Origin of the sequence: Nitrospira defluvii (assembly GCF_905220995.1) — a bacterium.
Classification (GTDB): Bacteria; Nitrospirota; Nitrospiria; order Nitrospirales; family Nitrospiraceae; genus Nitrospira_A; species Nitrospira_A defluvii_C.
Window position 1 is genome coordinate 211,129 of the sequence record NZ_CAJNBJ010000017.1, and the last position, 14,609, is coordinate 225,737.

18 protein-coding genes and 1 pseudogene are annotated in these 14,609 nt (G+C 57.4%); 7 read left to right on the top strand and 12 right to left on the bottom strand.

Annotated elements, in window-relative coordinates:
* Positions 1 to 13 precede the first annotated feature (13 nt).
* From KJA79_RS16090 to KJA79_RS16115, 6 genes are all read right to left on the bottom strand, one after another.
* The gene (locus tag KJA79_RS16090) at positions 14 to 2,503 is read right to left on the bottom strand and encodes an AAA family ATPase (RefSeq protein ID WP_213043086.1); all 2,490 of its coding nucleotides are present in this window, start codon (positions 2,501 to 2,503) and stop codon (positions 14 to 16) included.
* Entirely contained in the window at positions 2,500 to 2,724 is a 225-nt protein-coding gene (locus tag KJA79_RS16095; protein WP_213043087.1) for a hypothetical protein, read from the bottom strand. The genes KJA79_RS16090 and KJA79_RS16095 overlap by 4 nt, the downstream gene beginning before the upstream one ends.
* A 90-nt stretch (positions 2,725 to 2,814) precedes the next feature.
* A complete protein-coding gene (locus tag KJA79_RS16100; RefSeq protein WP_213043088.1) occupies positions 2,815 to 3,432 on the bottom strand; it encodes a PIN domain-containing protein in 618 nt (205 codons plus the stop codon).
* Positions 3,407 to 4,582 (bottom strand): helix-turn-helix domain-containing protein, encoded by a 1,176-nt coding sequence (locus KJA79_RS16105; RefSeq protein WP_343224268.1) that lies wholly within the window; start codon positions 4,580 to 4,582, stop codon positions 3,407 to 3,409. Before KJA79_RS16105 ends, KJA79_RS16100 begins: the two co-directional genes overlap by 26 nt.
* Complete coding sequence (locus KJA79_RS16110; RefSeq protein ID WP_213043090.1) at positions 4,579 to 5,961, bottom strand: adenine nucleotide alpha hydrolase family protein; 1,383 nt, start codon at positions 5,959 to 5,961, stop codon at positions 4,579 to 4,581. The genes KJA79_RS16105 and KJA79_RS16110 overlap by 4 nt, the downstream gene beginning before the upstream one ends.
* Positions 5,961 to 6,500 (bottom strand): hypothetical protein, encoded by a 540-nt coding sequence (locus tag KJA79_RS16115; protein ID WP_213043091.1) that lies wholly within the window; start codon positions 6,498 to 6,500, stop codon positions 5,961 to 5,963. The genes KJA79_RS16110 and KJA79_RS16115 overlap by 1 nt, the downstream gene beginning before the upstream one ends.
* A gap of 202 nt (positions 6,501 to 6,702) precedes the next feature.
* On the opposite strand from KJA79_RS16115, the gene KJA79_RS23040 reads away from it, so the two are divergent.
* The 4 genes from KJA79_RS23040 (at position 6,703) to KJA79_RS16130 (ending at position 7,522) form a co-directional block, all read left to right on the top strand.
* The gene (locus KJA79_RS23040) at positions 6,703 to 6,825 is read left to right on the top strand and encodes a hypothetical protein (RefSeq protein WP_281412694.1); all 123 of its coding nucleotides are present in this window, start codon (positions 6,703 to 6,705) and stop codon (positions 6,823 to 6,825) included.
* Between the two features lie 60 nt (positions 6,826 to 6,885).
* Complete coding sequence (locus KJA79_RS16120) at positions 6,886 to 7,068, top strand: hypothetical protein (protein ID WP_213043092.1); 183 nt, start codon at positions 6,886 to 6,888, stop codon at positions 7,066 to 7,068.
* Between the two features lie 71 nt (positions 7,069 to 7,139).
* Positions 7,140 to 7,328 carry an MbcA/ParS/Xre antitoxin family protein gene (locus KJA79_RS16125; protein ID WP_213043093.1) on the top strand — a complete coding sequence of 63 codons (189 nt, stop codon included), beginning with the start codon at positions 7,140 to 7,142 and terminating at the stop codon, positions 7,326 to 7,328.
* A gap of 11 nt (positions 7,329 to 7,339) precedes the next feature.
* Complete coding sequence (locus KJA79_RS16130; protein WP_213043094.1) at positions 7,340 to 7,522, top strand: MbcA/ParS/Xre antitoxin family protein; 183 nt, start codon at positions 7,340 to 7,342, stop codon at positions 7,520 to 7,522.
* Positions 7,523 to 7,589: 67 nt separating this feature from the next.
* Here the strand turns inward: KJA79_RS16130 and KJA79_RS16135 are convergent.
* Positions 7,590 to 8,617, bottom strand: a pseudogene (locus tag KJA79_RS16135) (IS30 family transposase).
* Between the two features lie 518 nt (positions 8,618 to 9,135).
* Between KJA79_RS16135 and KJA79_RS16140 the strand changes: the two are divergent.
* The 3 genes from KJA79_RS16140 (at position 9,136) to KJA79_RS23370 (ending at position 10,736) form a co-directional block, all read left to right on the top strand.
* A complete protein-coding gene (locus KJA79_RS16140; RefSeq protein ID WP_213043095.1) occupies positions 9,136 to 9,807 on the top strand; it encodes a hypothetical protein in 672 nt (223 codons plus the stop codon).
* A gap of 591 nt (positions 9,808 to 10,398) precedes the next feature.
* The gene (locus tag KJA79_RS16145; protein WP_213043096.1) at positions 10,399 to 10,578 is read left to right on the top strand and encodes a hypothetical protein; all 180 of its coding nucleotides are present in this window, start codon (positions 10,399 to 10,401) and stop codon (positions 10,576 to 10,578) included.
* The gene (locus tag KJA79_RS23370) at positions 10,575 to 10,736 is read left to right on the top strand and encodes a type II toxin-antitoxin system VapB family antitoxin (RefSeq protein WP_213043097.1); all 162 of its coding nucleotides are present in this window, start codon (positions 10,575 to 10,577) and stop codon (positions 10,734 to 10,736) included. Before KJA79_RS16145 ends, KJA79_RS23370 begins: the two co-directional genes overlap by 4 nt.
* A 143-nt stretch (positions 10,737 to 10,879) precedes the next feature.
* Here KJA79_RS23370 and KJA79_RS23045 read toward each other — a convergent pair whose 3' ends face one another.
* The 5 genes from KJA79_RS23045 to KJA79_RS16175 form a co-directional block, all read right to left on the bottom strand.
* Positions 10,880 to 11,077, bottom strand: a complete 198-nt coding sequence (locus tag KJA79_RS23045) for a S1/P1 nuclease (RefSeq protein WP_213043098.1) — start codon at positions 11,075 to 11,077, stop codon at positions 10,880 to 10,882.
* 5 nt (positions 11,078 to 11,082) lie between these two features.
* The gene (locus KJA79_RS16160) at positions 11,083 to 11,808 is read right to left on the bottom strand and encodes a S1/P1 nuclease (protein WP_213043099.1); all 726 of its coding nucleotides are present in this window, start codon (positions 11,806 to 11,808) and stop codon (positions 11,083 to 11,085) included.
* Between the two features lie 289 nt (positions 11,809 to 12,097).
* On the bottom strand, positions 12,098 to 12,883 hold the full coding sequence (locus tag KJA79_RS16165) for a YkvA family protein (RefSeq protein WP_213043100.1): 786 nt from the start codon (positions 12,881 to 12,883) through the stop codon (positions 12,098 to 12,100).
* Positions 12,884 to 13,011: 128 nt separating this feature from the next.
* Positions 13,012 to 13,869, bottom strand: coding sequence for a hypothetical protein (locus KJA79_RS16170; protein WP_213043101.1), 858 nt, complete (start codon positions 13,867 to 13,869; stop codon positions 13,012 to 13,014).
* 137 nt (positions 13,870 to 14,006) lie between these two features.
* On the bottom strand, positions 14,007 to 14,306 hold the full coding sequence (locus KJA79_RS16175) for a hypothetical protein (protein ID WP_213043102.1): 300 nt from the start codon (positions 14,304 to 14,306) through the stop codon (positions 14,007 to 14,009).
* Positions 14,307 to 14,609: the final 303 nt, after the last annotated feature.

Consider the following 14,609-nt stretch of genomic DNA (forward strand, 5'->3'; position numbering starts at 1 on the left):
ACCTGCCCGACTGTTAACGTCGATCGAGTCGGCGATAATATTTCTTCTGACCGTTGGCCGGGTCGACATAGGTGAAGCAATCGGCAAGACCATTGATGCTCTGAAGCACACCGAGCAAGGCATAGGCATTGAAAGGCGTGCCGGCCCCCGTCTCGTAGTGGCTTATGAAGTTACCCACAATCGAGGGAGCATGATGATTCTGGAGATCACGGATCTGCTGCGCTGACATAACGCAACAGCCCGCCGCTTGATACAGCGTCACGGCATCGGTGATCGCATCGATATAGGTCGAAAGCGTCCGCCTGTCTCCGCGGGTGGCATAGTCGGGCGGCACCGGTACTTCCAATTTGGAGATAATCTGCCCGAGCTTGTACTCGAGGTATTGACGCAGAAACGGAGCGCCAATGTCGACCTGGCCCGCATTGAGATGTTGCTGCGCTTGGGCCTTGAGACGATCTGCCTCCTGTGCGGACACCATCAGGCGCCCCTTCGGCGGCATCCCGTGCAGCTTCTGGTGATGCCAGTCTGTGGTACCGTTGAGCTTGTCGAAATACTTCTCCAGGCTGGTGTCGTGGCTCAAGATGATGAACTGCAAGCCATCAGGCATTGCGCCGTACTGAAGCAACGTGCGCAACGCGTCCATCAAGGCGAACTGATGCCCCGCATCGAAGCTCGAGGTCACGTCATCGAGCACCATGAACCGTGGCACGCCGCTGTGCTTCAGAGCGGCTGCCAGGAAGATCGCGGCGGCCACGGCGTTGCGATAGCTCTCTGACAGCAATGCTCGGGCGCTAAGGTCCTGCAGGCCGAAGAATTCAGCCAACTTGAGATCGACATTCTCGCTGTTCTGCGCGCGACTCAAAGTCGGCTTCACGTCGGGTCCACCGCGCACAAAACGGCCGAACAGGCCCTGGCACGAGATCTGAATTTCCGCAATCCGCTCATTTGCCAGCGCCGCCTCCGCGTCAGCGAAGCTTTGGGCGGCCCCGGTGATAAAAATCTTCCAGCGGTTCAGGAGCTTAAGCTTGTCCTGTTTCGCCCTTAGCCTGGGCGCAGCAGTCTCGAATTCAACCACGGCATCACGGAACTGCTTGGCGAAGCTGAGAGTGCGCGTTACCTGCACCAGCGAGGGAGGAAGCTGCCCATGCAAGGTCGACGCCTCCTGCTGCGCGCGCCCCAGCGCCTCCTTCCTATGCTTTTCCAAGCCTACGAGCCGCTCCCTGATCTTTTCTAGGTCCGCGGTCGTGACCTCACCTTTCTTCGCGGCCAGGTCAAAGGCGATATGCAGCCTGTCTCCTGTGCCAATCGTCATTGCCGCCGCTTCTTCGAGCTGGCGGAGCTTTTCGATTCCCGTCGCGGTCGCGATCTCGTTCACGAGTTCGGCGCCAAGTTCGACCGCTGCGTCGTACTGCGCGATTTTGGCCTCCAGCTTGGGCTTGAGCGGCCCATCGCCCTTCGCCTCGCAGACCGGACATTGATTTGGATCGTGCCAGTCGGCTGCGGTGACGACGGCAAGTGCATCTCGCAGCAGAGTATGCAGCGCGTGAGCGCCCACACTACGGATGGCCTCGTCGCGTCTCTTGGCTAGACCCACGAGTCGTTCGACGTCAGCAATGTCAGGGTCTGCAACGGTGGTCGCCGATAGCGACGCTACCGCCGTCGTGAGCGCGTCCAGCTTCCTGCGCGCTTCCCCGCCTTCCTCCTTCTCGATCGCCTTCTCCGCAGCGTCAAAGTCGAGATCCATTACTGCCCCGCTGCCGACCAGCGGCTTGAGCAGCGCGATCGAGGACAAGGCCGAGGTGACAGCCGTCTTTAGGTCGGCGAGCTTATTGATTGCCGCGCCTCCTGCACCGGCCACCTCGTCACGAGCGGCGATGATGCGTCGTTCGATTGCGCCCAACGCGCACTCGTTCGCCTTCACCTCCGCATCGAGAGCCGAGAGGCCCAAATCGCTGTTGATGTTCTGCGTACGACGCGCGCCATCGAGGCCTTGGCGGAGCCTGGAATAGCGACTGAGCCCCACAAGCGACGCGAACGAGCGCCCGCGCTCCAAGGCCGAGTTGTCGATTAGTTTGGCGAACCGGCCGTAGTCGACAAGAACGAAGTCTTCTTGCAGGGTTGCGAGAAACTGTTCTGGGTGTGGATGACCACTCGGCGATGTCACCACTCTGGCGCCGTTTGCCGTCTGCGTTACCTTGATCGTGATGTCCGGCGTCCCGTCATCGCTTTTGAAGATAAGATCGATCGTCGTCTGTTGGCCGGGATGGAACTTGTTGACGACGTAGCTGTCACCCTGCTCAGCGTCCTGAAGCGCCTTCAGGCGCGGGACGGTGCCATAGATGGCGAAGTGGATAGCTTCGAAGATGGAGCTTTTTCCGACGCCGTTCGGCGCGTGAATCGAATTTACAGCATCGACCCTGAACCTAAGGACGAGAGGGTCGCCGTCATTGTTGATTCCTCGGAAGCCTTCGATGGCCAATTCACCCAAGAAGTAACGGATCATGACTTGTCACCCGTCGCTGCCTTCTGAAGAGCATCGAGCGCGTTCAAAACGGCCTCGTGAAACTTTCCGATAGCCGCTCGCCCAGGTGTGGCCTCGCTAGCCACGTCAAGAAGGTGCAGGTTATCGAAGAGGATCTTCGCACATTCCGGATCAATCTTTTCAGTCTCGGCTTTGAACAAAGCAAGGTTGTCGTTAAACGAATTGTCGAGTTTGAACTCCATGATGCCCCCCGGCTTGCTCCCCTGCAGTCTCTCTATACTTGCGGTTTTCCAGAATCATCGCTGCGCGCAGCGCTTCAGCCCCTTAAGTTTTCAGACCGAGTTTCGCCTTGCGAAGCGTCTCAGGCTCGAACACGCCTCAACATTCTCCGACCCGATGAGCCGAGCAACCCAGTCGAATTGGTGCTCTCGTACTTGCATTCTTGCGAGACGAAGCGCCTGAAAAGTTGCCTTGGCCAATATCGCCTCCCCCAGAGACGTTCGCACGGTGTCATGCGCGAGAATGTCGATTGTGGTGATAAGTCTCATGGACTCGAAGAGATCCGTCGCAAGACGCGTTGCCTTTTTCTCGTCGATCGCAGCAGAACAACCGTTGACATGTGCGAATGAAAGGGTTGCCGCCTCCCCGTCGCCGAGTGACTCCGATGCGCTACCCGATACGAGTTCGAAGAAGGTTGCCAGAGCATGCCCCTCAAGTTCTCTGACATGCAGGACTTGATTGCCTATCATCTTCTTCAACAGATCGAGTTCCGGACGGCCGTTCGCGGCGCCCAGTTCGATCTCGCGCATAACGATGTCAGTTACAACAACCGGCACCGCCAATGCCTTCAAGATAGAGGTCGAGTGCCCCGTCGCCAGTAAGTTGATCAGGACGCTCGAATCGAGGACGAGCTCAGCATCCTCATCAGTGAGGCAGCTTGAAAAGGTCATCCGCCTCATCCTCTTCCGTCGCCGCTTCGTCGAGCAGCTCACGAACCTGCGCTCGACCGAGCTTCAGCATCTCCGACATTTGGCCTTCACTAATCAGGTCCTTCTTCCATGCATCGATCGCGAGCAAGAACAGCCGCGATGACTGCGCTCTATCGATCGAGGACATGTCGTATGCAGCTGGGCCGAGGACTTGACGGACCTGCTCGTCGGTAATGCCGCCATTATCCTTGAACCAATCCCATGTTCCTTTCTTCGTCAGGCCGAGTTTTTCGAGCCGCATGACCATGGCCTGACGAGACACACCGAAAAAGTGCGCGAGGAGGATGATGTGCCGGCGAGTGAGATGGCTTGACCCCGTCGTCAACTCCTTGAACTTCTCCATCACGGCACGGGCAGGCGTCAGGAAGGCTCGTCCAAACTCGCTTGCGTAGCGCTCTTCGCGTGAATTTTCGTACATTTCGTCCTGATAGACATTAGGCTGACGGCGCGTCGCCGTGAAATGCCCGAGTTCGTGGCCTCCGGTCTGGGTCCTACGGTCCTTGCGGTGGCTGGCGTTGATCAGGATGCACGCGCCCACCGCATCATCGTATGCAAACAGTCCCGAGACCTTGGGATCGAGCTTACGACTATAGACCCTCACTCCGAGCTGAAGTTCCATGAGCGCGAACAGATTCTGCACCGGCCCCTCGCCGAGCCCAAGCCAGTTCCGAAAATTTTGCGCGTCGTGTTCTGCTTGCGTACGCACGTCTCCGGGCAGGATCGACTTTTCCGGCGGATAGTTATGCGTCCGTTGGACGCCAAGGATGTTTTCGAGTTCAACCTCGGCCCGAACGAGATCATTTAACATCCGCGCAGCCTGCTCGATACCGGCGTCGCCAGTCTCCGCAAGCGAGCGGAAGCGCGGAACAAGATCCACATGGACGGACTCGCGCCGCAGCAGCGAATTGACCGACACACCGTAGCAGCGACTTAGTGCCTGTAGCTCATCGATACGGGCGCTGCGCTGGCCTTTTTCGATAGCGACGAGGGTCGTGCGCGCGATGCCGGCAGCCTTTGCGCCGGCATCCTGGGTCACGTTTGCGGTCTCTCGCGCGACCTTCAATCTCTTGCCCAGTTCCGCCGGGCTTAGCTCGTGAGTTAGCTTAGTCATGATGCGGTATCTATCCATTTCCTTACGAACGATGCCGGTCCCAGATCATTCGTGAACGCCGACCATTCCGTGGCGTGGTGTTGCAGAAGCCGATTGAGGCTGTTGGCAACCACATCTGACGGCTGCGATAGCGCGCGAGCGAGTTCATTCGTCGCGCGGCGCTTAAGCATATCGTACTGCGTTGAATCTCGGACCGAAGCGAAGTGCTCGAAATGGAGTACTCCCGCGAGCGCGTACTCGCGCAGAGCTTGTGTGATGTGATTGAACTCCGGGGCCGCCCCTTTCTCGAAGGTAGGAGCCTTCAGCGTCTCCCATACATAAGTCTCCACAGGCTCCCTCAAGCCGGCGGCATGGACGCTCAGTCGGCGTAATGTACACGCCGCACAGATTCCGCACTGCCGCCGCGTCCCCGATACGGACGCCTGCCTCGACTGTTGCCAGCAGGACCGGGTCTTTACCCAGTTTGCTGCATCTTCGCCGCAGTTGTCGACGAACTCGCGGAGCGTCTCTCCTTTCGTCATCCAGAGCCGCGGGAAGTGGTAGTGAAGCCGATGTTCGAGCAGCGCGCTGACAAATTTCTCCATCAGCACGGAGAACGCCGGGTGGTTTCGGTAATCCGCGTAACCTTGTCCCACCGGAAGGATCGCCGGTGCGAGAGCGCCTTGCCCACTTTCTGAGACGATCACAGACGGCACATGGATCAGATAAGAGGCAATAGCTGCTACGATGCTGAACTTAAAGCCGCGGCTTCGGGCGCTGGTCTCGGCATTGTTGCCGTCCAGCCTGACGTCGTAAGGCAGTGCCGCGAAAGGAACATAGGGGCGCGCCTTCCTCGGTGTATCATACCGTTTGGTTCCCACTCTCACGCGGACAAGCCGATGGCCGAGACGCTTACGCTCGAGGCCATCGACCGCGCAAGAATCCATACCTTCGCTGTAGGCAATGACGGCCTCGGCGTCGTAGGGAAACTCCATGCGGTTCTGGGCAGGCGTCGCTGCGCCCACTTTGCGACTGCGGAACTCGAAATGCCAATCATCGCCCGTGAGAAAATTCAGTGCGTCGACAAGCGTTCGCATCACGGCGGGATCCGACCATCTATCACGGTCGTGGACCGGCACACGCACATAGAAGCGTCGTCCCCAGTTCATCGCACTACGACCAAGACTGCGGTCGCAGAATTCAACTGCAGCCGCAACGACGAGCGTGTCGTAAACGACGGCCCGCCAGTTGGTCGATGAAAAGGATTCAAGGATTTCGGTGTCGAAACTGATGTGTCGATCGAGCCTGCAGGCGAGCGCGCCCTTCCGAGGGTGCCCACCAGGCTCGACGACATCGACGGCCATTTCCTTGAGCTCGAGAAACCGTTCTGCCGTGCTCATCACAGCGGTACTCCGTCGCTAAGGTCGGTTCTCTTACGCAGGCCACGCGCGGCAGCCGGATGAGGGTCGACCAGCATCGAACCAAGTTTGCTCTCCGACAGTCCGGAGATTGCGCTGTTCAGCCTTGCTCTCACATCGTTCGCGCGCCGCTGATTCGACTCGCGTAGGTAGTGCTCTTCCACCGAACGCACATTCGCAAAGCCGCGCTCCTTCGCGGCGAAGCCCACGGCGTCGTAGAGTGCCTGCTTATCCAATCGACCTTCATAGACGAGCTGGATGCTCCAGGCGACGGCGTTCATCCCAAACACCGAACCCGCGGCCAGAGCCTTCGCCTCTTCGAGCTGCTGAAACGCGATCTCGGGAAGCCCCAAAGAATTGTCGCGACCAGTGAAGACATCCTTCAGAGCATAGATCAACGGTCCTGAGACCTCGTTCTTGAAATCGTTGGCGAGTGCTTGAGTCGCGGCTTCTGCCACCTGTTCGGAGTCATAGGCGCGCTGATCTCCGCGCTTAGCCAACTCCTTCCAGGGCCTTCGCATTGACAGACTTCTATGCGGTCCGTCACTCATGGCGCGACCTCCGATGTCAGAAGTTTATAATAAAAATAAGACAATGTCAAATCGACTATTCTGAGGTCATTTGCTCTTGAACCCCTGAGAGTAAGATTGCGGACCGGATTTCGGTGACGAGTTGAGGGCCAGAAGAGAAGGCTTCCGGCGCCCGTCATGAGCGGAGACCGTGATGCCAACTCCCATGCACGTCTATCGAGACATTGCTGCCCATAACGGGGTCGATGTGGCCTCACGCGAGGCCCTCAGCCAGTTTTTCAATCACGACCTCCCACGATTCCCCGCTGAGGTTTAGATCGCTATTGCGCAAGAGCTGCGTGAGCGAGAAGGGGAAGCAGCTCGATAAGGGGATTCAATGGATCACATTGTTGCGTTTGCTGTCATCATTATCGGAGCAGGCCTCATCGCAAAGGTATTCCCAAAAATCATGACACAGATCTTCGACCACTACCCCCAACATTTCTCCCCCACGCACAAAACGGGCTCAGGCGATGAGATCCCGGAAGAGACATGGAATTGGGGTGCGGGGCAGGCATGATCGCGGCCTGCAGGGCCCGCTGTGCGCAGTGCGGCTGGATTCGGGACTGTTAGGGTGGTAGCATTGCAGGTATGGATGCTGATGGAGTGATCGCCAGAACTGTAGAGGTGTTTGGATCTGTGGACAAGGCCACGGGCTGGCTCGATGATGCGAACCTCCTGCTCGGTGGTGCTACGCCGCGGTCGCTGTTGAGCACGCCGGAGGGCAGAGAGCAAGTGCTGACAGTGCTCGGCCGTATCGACTACGGGGTGTTTTCGTAATCATGATGGATGTGAATGGAGTGATCTCCAGGACGGTTGATGTATTTGGTGAGGCTGAAAAGGCTCAAGCCTGGCTCGATCGTCCGAATCGCGTGTTGGTCGGCGCTACACCGCGGTCCCTCTTGTCTACGCCTGAGGGCAGGGAGCAAGTGTTGACGTTGCTGGGCCGCATCGAGCACGGTGTGCACAGTTGAGGGCAGTGAAGAAAACCACACCCTAGCCGCGTGTTGACAAACACCAATAAAGAAAGCGATTGGGAGTTCAACCGGTTGATGCAACACTAGCCTGTAGTCTATCCGCCGGGGTTTCATATCCCAAGATCTTTCTGGGCCGCTGATTCAATTTCTGCGCAATCCTGTTGAGCTTGGTTTGCGAATGTGCGGAGAGATCCGTGCCGCTCGGGAAGTACTGCCGAAGGAGTCTGTTCGTGTGTTCGTTGGTGCCGCGTTGCCAGGGGCTTTGGGGATCGCAAAAATACACCTGGGTGTCCGTCGCCAGGGTGAGGTCTTGTGGTCCGCGAGTTCCATGCCTCGATCCCAGGTCAACGATTGACGGAGCCGTTGAGGAAGCTTTCTGACTTGCGTGCTGAGGGCCGTCACCACGGTCTTGGTGTCCTTGCCGTCAACCTTCACAAGCATTGTAAACCGGGAGTGCCGCTCGACGAGCGTCGCGATGTGGGTATTGCCACGTCCGGCAATGAGGTCGCCTTCCCAATGCCCAGGGACGGCTCGGTCCTCGACCTCGGGGGATCGATTGGCGATGGGGACCCCGTCGATAATTTGGCCACGACGCAGTCCCCGGATATTGCTGTGCCTCGACTGACGAAACACGCGCTGGGTCCGTAGGTGCTTCTGGAGTTCTTTTTTCAGCACCCCCCGCGTCTGAACGAAGAGGCTTCGATAGATGGTCTCGTGAGACACCTGCAGGCTCTCATCGTCCAGATAGGTCCGCTTGAGCCAGCCGGCGATCTGTTCTGGAGACCAGTCCCACGCCAGCTTGCTGGCCACTATACACTTGAGCCGGCCATTGAGCGCGAGTCGACAGAGTGTCGGACGACGGGCGCGATCCCAGGCGGTCTCATCCGCCCGGTTCGCACGATATCTCTGCTGATCGGTGTTTCGCGAGACCTCACGGCTGATGGTCGAAGGCGCACGATTGAGCGCCCGGGCAATCTGACGCAGAGAAGAGCCGGCAGCGAGGCCCCGCGAGATCTCCTCGCGCTCGGCCAGCGTGAGCGCCCGAACGGCGCGATGGCGCGTTGGCGGCGTAACTCCGCCGTGGAGACGCAACAGCCCGAAAATCGAAGCCGGGAATTTGCCTACCGCACGGCCAATGTCGCTCAGTGATCCCCCAGTTCGCCAGCGACGCCAAATTTCGTCTTTCTGAGCATCGGTCATGCCAGGTCGTCCCAGTCGTGCCATACCACATTCCTCCAAATCTTGGATTAAACCATGTGGTGTTGCACTGACCAGTTGAATCTGCCATTAGCTTTTGATTACAAAATCTCCCTACTTTCCCCGAGGGGACAGTAGGTGACTATACCTCCCCGCCCTCTCTTCGGAGACGGCGGGCTTCACCTACGACACACAATGAAATCATGGGTAAGCTCAGCCCAGCCAGAAGCAAGAAAATTTCGGCTCGCGACACAGACAAAAATAAGATGGCGAAGGCTAAAGACATTATCAGTCGCTACCGCAACACACTGCACGTTCTCGCCAGGTGACAGAACTCATAATTTGCCCGATCCGCTTTATGCAGTCCCCGCCTTCCCCCGCCGCATACGTGTTCGCCCTGTATACTACGGGGCATGGCTAACTCACGACTCACCAAGCAAGACGCAGCACAGACAATCAAGGCACTCAAGGCAGCGGGAGGCGTAGCGGCGGAAGCAGCGCGCCAGCTCAAAATCCCGATCAACACGTTTAAGGGCAGGGTTGATGCCGCGGTGGGTAGGTTTGGGTTTGAGCGGTCAGCGGTGTCGAAGATCGAGCGAGTGAAGCTCGTTGAGCCCGCCACGCCGGCGCATTTGCGGAAAATCGCCCAGCTCGAACAGACGGTCAAGGATTTGCGCGGGCAGCTCGGAGAGATGACGAAGGAGCAAGTCTCCGCTCATGCGCTCCGTGAAATCATCCACGGCTGTGCTGACGTGCCGGCCAAACCACCGGCATGGCGATTTAAGCAGGCGTCAGGGCACACCACAGGCATCCCGCTCTTGTTCGCATCAGATTGGCACTGGGACGAGGTAGTAGATCCCGCGCAGATCGGCGGAGTGAACGCTTACAACCATCGCCGTGGACCGGTTGAAACGCTGCTTTGGGACGTTCATCGACCTCACCACGAATCACCTCTCCAAACCGAAATACGACTACGCGGTGTTGGCGCTGGGCGGGGATATGCTCAGCGGGAATATCCACCCTGTCCTCTATATAGAGTCTTACCGGGCCGGCTTGTATCGAGTGGAAGGTATCGTTTCTTATAGCATTTCCCCTGATACTCGACGATCTGCTTGCTCCGAGCGGTCGGAAAGGCCTTATCGAGCGCGGCGCACAGCTGCTCATACTCAGTCAACGGAATGACTCCTGTCCGCTTAAGTTCATCCTCAATGTTTCGAACCCTTCTACAGGCTGACCGAATCTGTGATTGATACTTATCCGGGTTGTTGCCATCGTACCGTTCAAACCGGTCGTCCCATTCGCGAAGCTCAGCTCTAGCCTTCTCCAAATCTTCGAGTGTGTACCTAGGACTCCTTTTTTTGCTCTACTTCCTCCCCCTCTCCCGCCAGCGTATAATACCCCCATCATGCACACACCTCCCAATCCAGACCACGACGATGCCGCCCGGGATGCGCTCATAAGAGCGGTTAGGGCTGGCACGCGCAGCACGCCATTTCGGCTCCGAAAGGTCACCTTCAAAGGTCAAGGCTTGCACCCTGATGTCTCAGATAAAGGATGGGACGGCGTGCGCGAACTTACGTATGAAGGCCATGGTGGATGATCGCCATTGACTGCTTGGCTCGCCGAAAAGAGGAGAGAGCGTATGTGCCACGACGATCCAAAAGGCGGATTTTGAAATGACCCAACCTCCCGCAGATAGTGACAACGACTTGAGCGAGAAGCCGACGGATCAGATGACTGACGAAGAGCTGAAAGCGGCGCGGATGCGTGTGCTCGATGAGCTTGTGAGATTATCGCAGGAGCTGGATATGTACGACGAGCCGTTCGTGAGTTTCAGCCCGCTCGTGAAGCCGTGAGACCTCAGAAAGCCCGTAAGACATCGAGAGTCAGCGTTGACAGTAAGTTGATCGCGGAAGCTGTAAAAATTGGACCGATAAAAGATAAGACCGAAGCTGCACACGCTGCGCTCAGAATGTTTATCGCGAACGCAAAGCGGAAGCGGGTGGGAACATAGGGGCGTTGCCCGGGGGGTTGCGCAGAGCTGCAAGCCGGATCAAAGGCTCGGATTTTCAGGGCCTTTGCTTTTTCTAGTGGAGACGTCCGTTGACCGTGCCTGGTTCAGATCGCGTGCCGGAACCGGAGCCGTTCATCACGCGGTTACTGCAGTGCGTCATTCAACAGGTGGGCCAATCGCATGCCGGCCAAGGCCACGCGCTGCGCGGCCACCGCTCGCGCCTTGGTTTTATAGGCTTCGTCCAGGGTGAATGGGCCAGGCCCCACTCCCACCGGCGAAGCATAGACGGTGGCTTGGGCCGCTTGAAAGCTTTCTTCGATCCAGATCGATTCGTCGCTCACGGCCGCTAAGGTTGGATCGGCTGGTGGCAACCGCCGGGCTTTGCGGACGGCGTCACCCGATCGAGAGCTGGTGCCGAGGGCGTTGTCCAAAACGCGTGCAGTTCATCCTTGCAGGGCTTGGCGCAGAGGGCGACCAGGTTCCCGCCGCGATTCCCATCCGGCTGGGCCTGATCAAATCGAGAGGTCGCGTGCAGCGGTTGATGGACGTCGCCGACCAAGTGCAGCAGCCAGACCAAATCATACGACTTCACGTCATCAGAGGCCGTGAGAGACTGGAGGGTCGCCCGGAGTAATGCAATGGTGGTCTGGGCGTTGGGCACTATCGGGGCCATCAGCGGGGTGCCATCGGGCGAGAACGGACGATCGATGAAGTGCCAATAGCGATGTTGCAACTTGTCGGCGTAGCCAATATTTCTGGCGGCATCGGGCCATGAGGGCCGATGCCCATTGTCGTCCCCATCCCAGATGTAGCCCGGCGCCCGCTTAATGAGGTCCGGCCAGGTCGCCCCTTTGATAAAGGCCACCCGAGTCTGATCCGCGGAAGGCACGCCCACGATCCATTGCTGATAATTCGGATTGAGCTTGAGCAGCGCGCCGACTTTCACACGCACGTTGGGCGTGAGGTGTTGATAGGCGATCGCCGCCACGGTCATATGCCCAAAGTCGTTCCAGGCATAGGCATTCAAACCGAGGAATACGATGGAGATGGTCCCAAGCCACACTTTCAGCATCTTCGCCTCCTTTGAACAGGGTGAGTGCTCTTTCCGAAATCCCAGCTTTAGAAGTTACAACAATATGCGACTAGCCGCATCGCGGTAATCGGGCGATCAGCCGAGGGGCGTGCTGCGCAGGATCTGCTGAATGAAGCCGTCACGCTCACTCTCGAGGGCCGGCGCAATTGGAACAAGCGCGCGGTAGATTTGGTGGGGCATTTGATTGGCGTGATGCGGAGTGTCTCGTCACATTGGGCTGAAGAGGTCTCTACACGGCAAGCTGAGACCTATTCATAAGCAGTCATATTCACAGTAGAGACTGACGGATGTGCCCCTTCTCTTGTCCGTATGGTCGTGGAGTTCCCCACTCAAAGCTCGTGATCTTCCATTGATCATCTTCCTTCACCAAGACGTACCTGACATCACTGACATGTTCGCTATATCCTTCCAGAACACCGCTCATGATGGCGGTGGCGCCATCAACATTCCTTGAAAGAAAGGTACTATCGCGCGGTTCCATCACGACGCTGTTTTCCTGAATCAGCGCCACAAATTCGTCGAAGCACAAGTTTTCCTTCGCCGTCGCGGACAAATAGTTGTAGGCCCGCCAGTACTCGCCCTCTTCGATCGCCCGGAGTTGGGCACGAATCATCCCAACAGGTTTCAAGGTTTGCCCCCACCAATACCCGAAGCCAAGCATCCCGAGCATAGACAAGACAGCCAGTATTCTCAGTGTTTGGCTCTTTGTCGGCCCTACTTCTCCCCACCAACCAGCACGTGCACAAGTTTCAGTCCTAGACATTTCGACGTACACCGGGCTTTCCGCGATCGTGAGCCGACATTCCTCGATGAGGGCCGCCGGTATCAGTTTGAATGCACAGAGCACGAGGCCCGGTACAATCAGCGCATCGTCAAGCTGGCCGATGACTGGAATAAAGTCTGGGATGAGATCGAACGGGAGGAGGAGGTACCCCACTGCGAGCAGCAGCAGAAACCTGGCCAGTATCGGCGTTCTCTGATCCTGTAGTAAGAGTTGATAGAGCGTTACTTCTCGTTTAAGCGTTCTTCCGAGGGATCTGATCTTCTCAAGCATACTGCCTCTCCCTATGACCCGCCTGGCACTAGAGATTTTTCGTTCTCACGAAATCCTGGACGAGCTCCTCGCCTCCCCCTCTGAGGATCCACGGTAACCATGCCGTTGGAGACGTGGTCCTATTGACCTCATTCCGTTTCCATTGCCCCTTGAGCGACCGCTGGCCCTGCCTCAGACTCATCTACCGTGAACCCTTGCGCGCTGAGAGACTCCGCCATCCCTCTAATCGCTCGCGCTAAGTTCACGCGCAACTGAAGTTCTTTCTTCCCTCGATCTGACTCCGCGAGTTGCTTCAGGTCATTCCGGGCATAGAACGCCTCTTCCATTTGCTGCCAGATTGGGTAACCACTCGCGGTGTCGAATCCTCTCGCCTCAAGGCGAACAGGGCGGAACGCCACGCCGAACAGATAGCCACCCCCGAAAAAGATGGCTGAGTTCGTCAGGATCTCGACTCCAACATTGGTGGCGATGAGAGCTGGGTTCCAGGCGGTGGCCACACCGAGGGCAATCGTCTCCGCTGAGATATCCGCGAAAGCGGCCGTGGCCAGCCACTGCCAGCGAACCTTGCCATAATCCAAGATGTTCATCGCCACCACCAAGTCCACGTCCAGGCGACGCCGGAATGCTGTGAGTTGCTCAGCCGTTGGGATGGCTCCAGGATTCAGCCCTAACTCCGAGGCCAGCACATCGGTCTCCTCGAACGAGACGAAGCGGAATTGGTGGCCGGTCGCAAGCCTGCTCAGAAAGAGCCACCGGGCATCCGCTCGAATCTCTTGAAGCGTGTCCGCCACTTGCCGAACTTCCTCCTCAGCCGACAGCGCCTCGTCCGTGCTTTTCAGTGCCGACAATTTGGTAATCTCGATATCGAACCCGAAAGGCAACAATGCGACAGATAGTCGCTTCTCCATGGTCAGTTCAGCGCGAGGGTCAGCAGAGAACCAGACGCATCCGGTGAGCGCCATACTCAGCAGACAACTCGCAATCATGAACGGAAGACAAGAAAGTGCAGTCGGAGAAGTCATAAGACCCCTAGGCCGATCGAGAGCCACGAACGACATCTGAACAAGGTCAGCGATGGAGAGGCGTCACTTGCTGGGATGTCAGGACTGCGATGGCAAGGAAATCAAATACGATAGACGGACACGCGTTGGTGAGGGCGGAGCGCGAAGTCCTGAGCGGGAATCGAGACGGATTGCGAAAGGTCCGTTGTGAGGGTAAGCGACGGGGCAACCATGACGGTTGCAATCACTGAGCTGGTCAACTGTTTTTGAAGGGTTGGTACATCGGGCTTTAGAGTAAAGACCAGTTGTGAGAGTGCTTGTTCATCTTGATCACTCGTTTCCAGCAGGCTATTGATTTGTTCAACGAACGCCACACTGCCGAAAAAGAGCCATACCGCGAGCAGGCTCCAGATGATCCGCATGAAAAATGGGTTTCGACGACTCATCAGCAGCAGACTCTAATACTTACCATGCAAGGAGTCAATTGCACCGTCATTGGCAATAATCCATTTTCTGCTTTAACCAGTGAGACTAAGTGAATCGCGTATGTTCTGACCGGGGTACCCCCGGTGTATCCATGGCCCTACGTGTTACTGAGACGAGGACTTTTCCACCCGTCCGGCCTGTCGCCGGACTGGGCGGCTTCACCCGCAATCATTAAGAACATATGTTTTGATCGTACAAGGAAAGACGACAAATCTTGGATGTCGTTACCAGCAGTTATA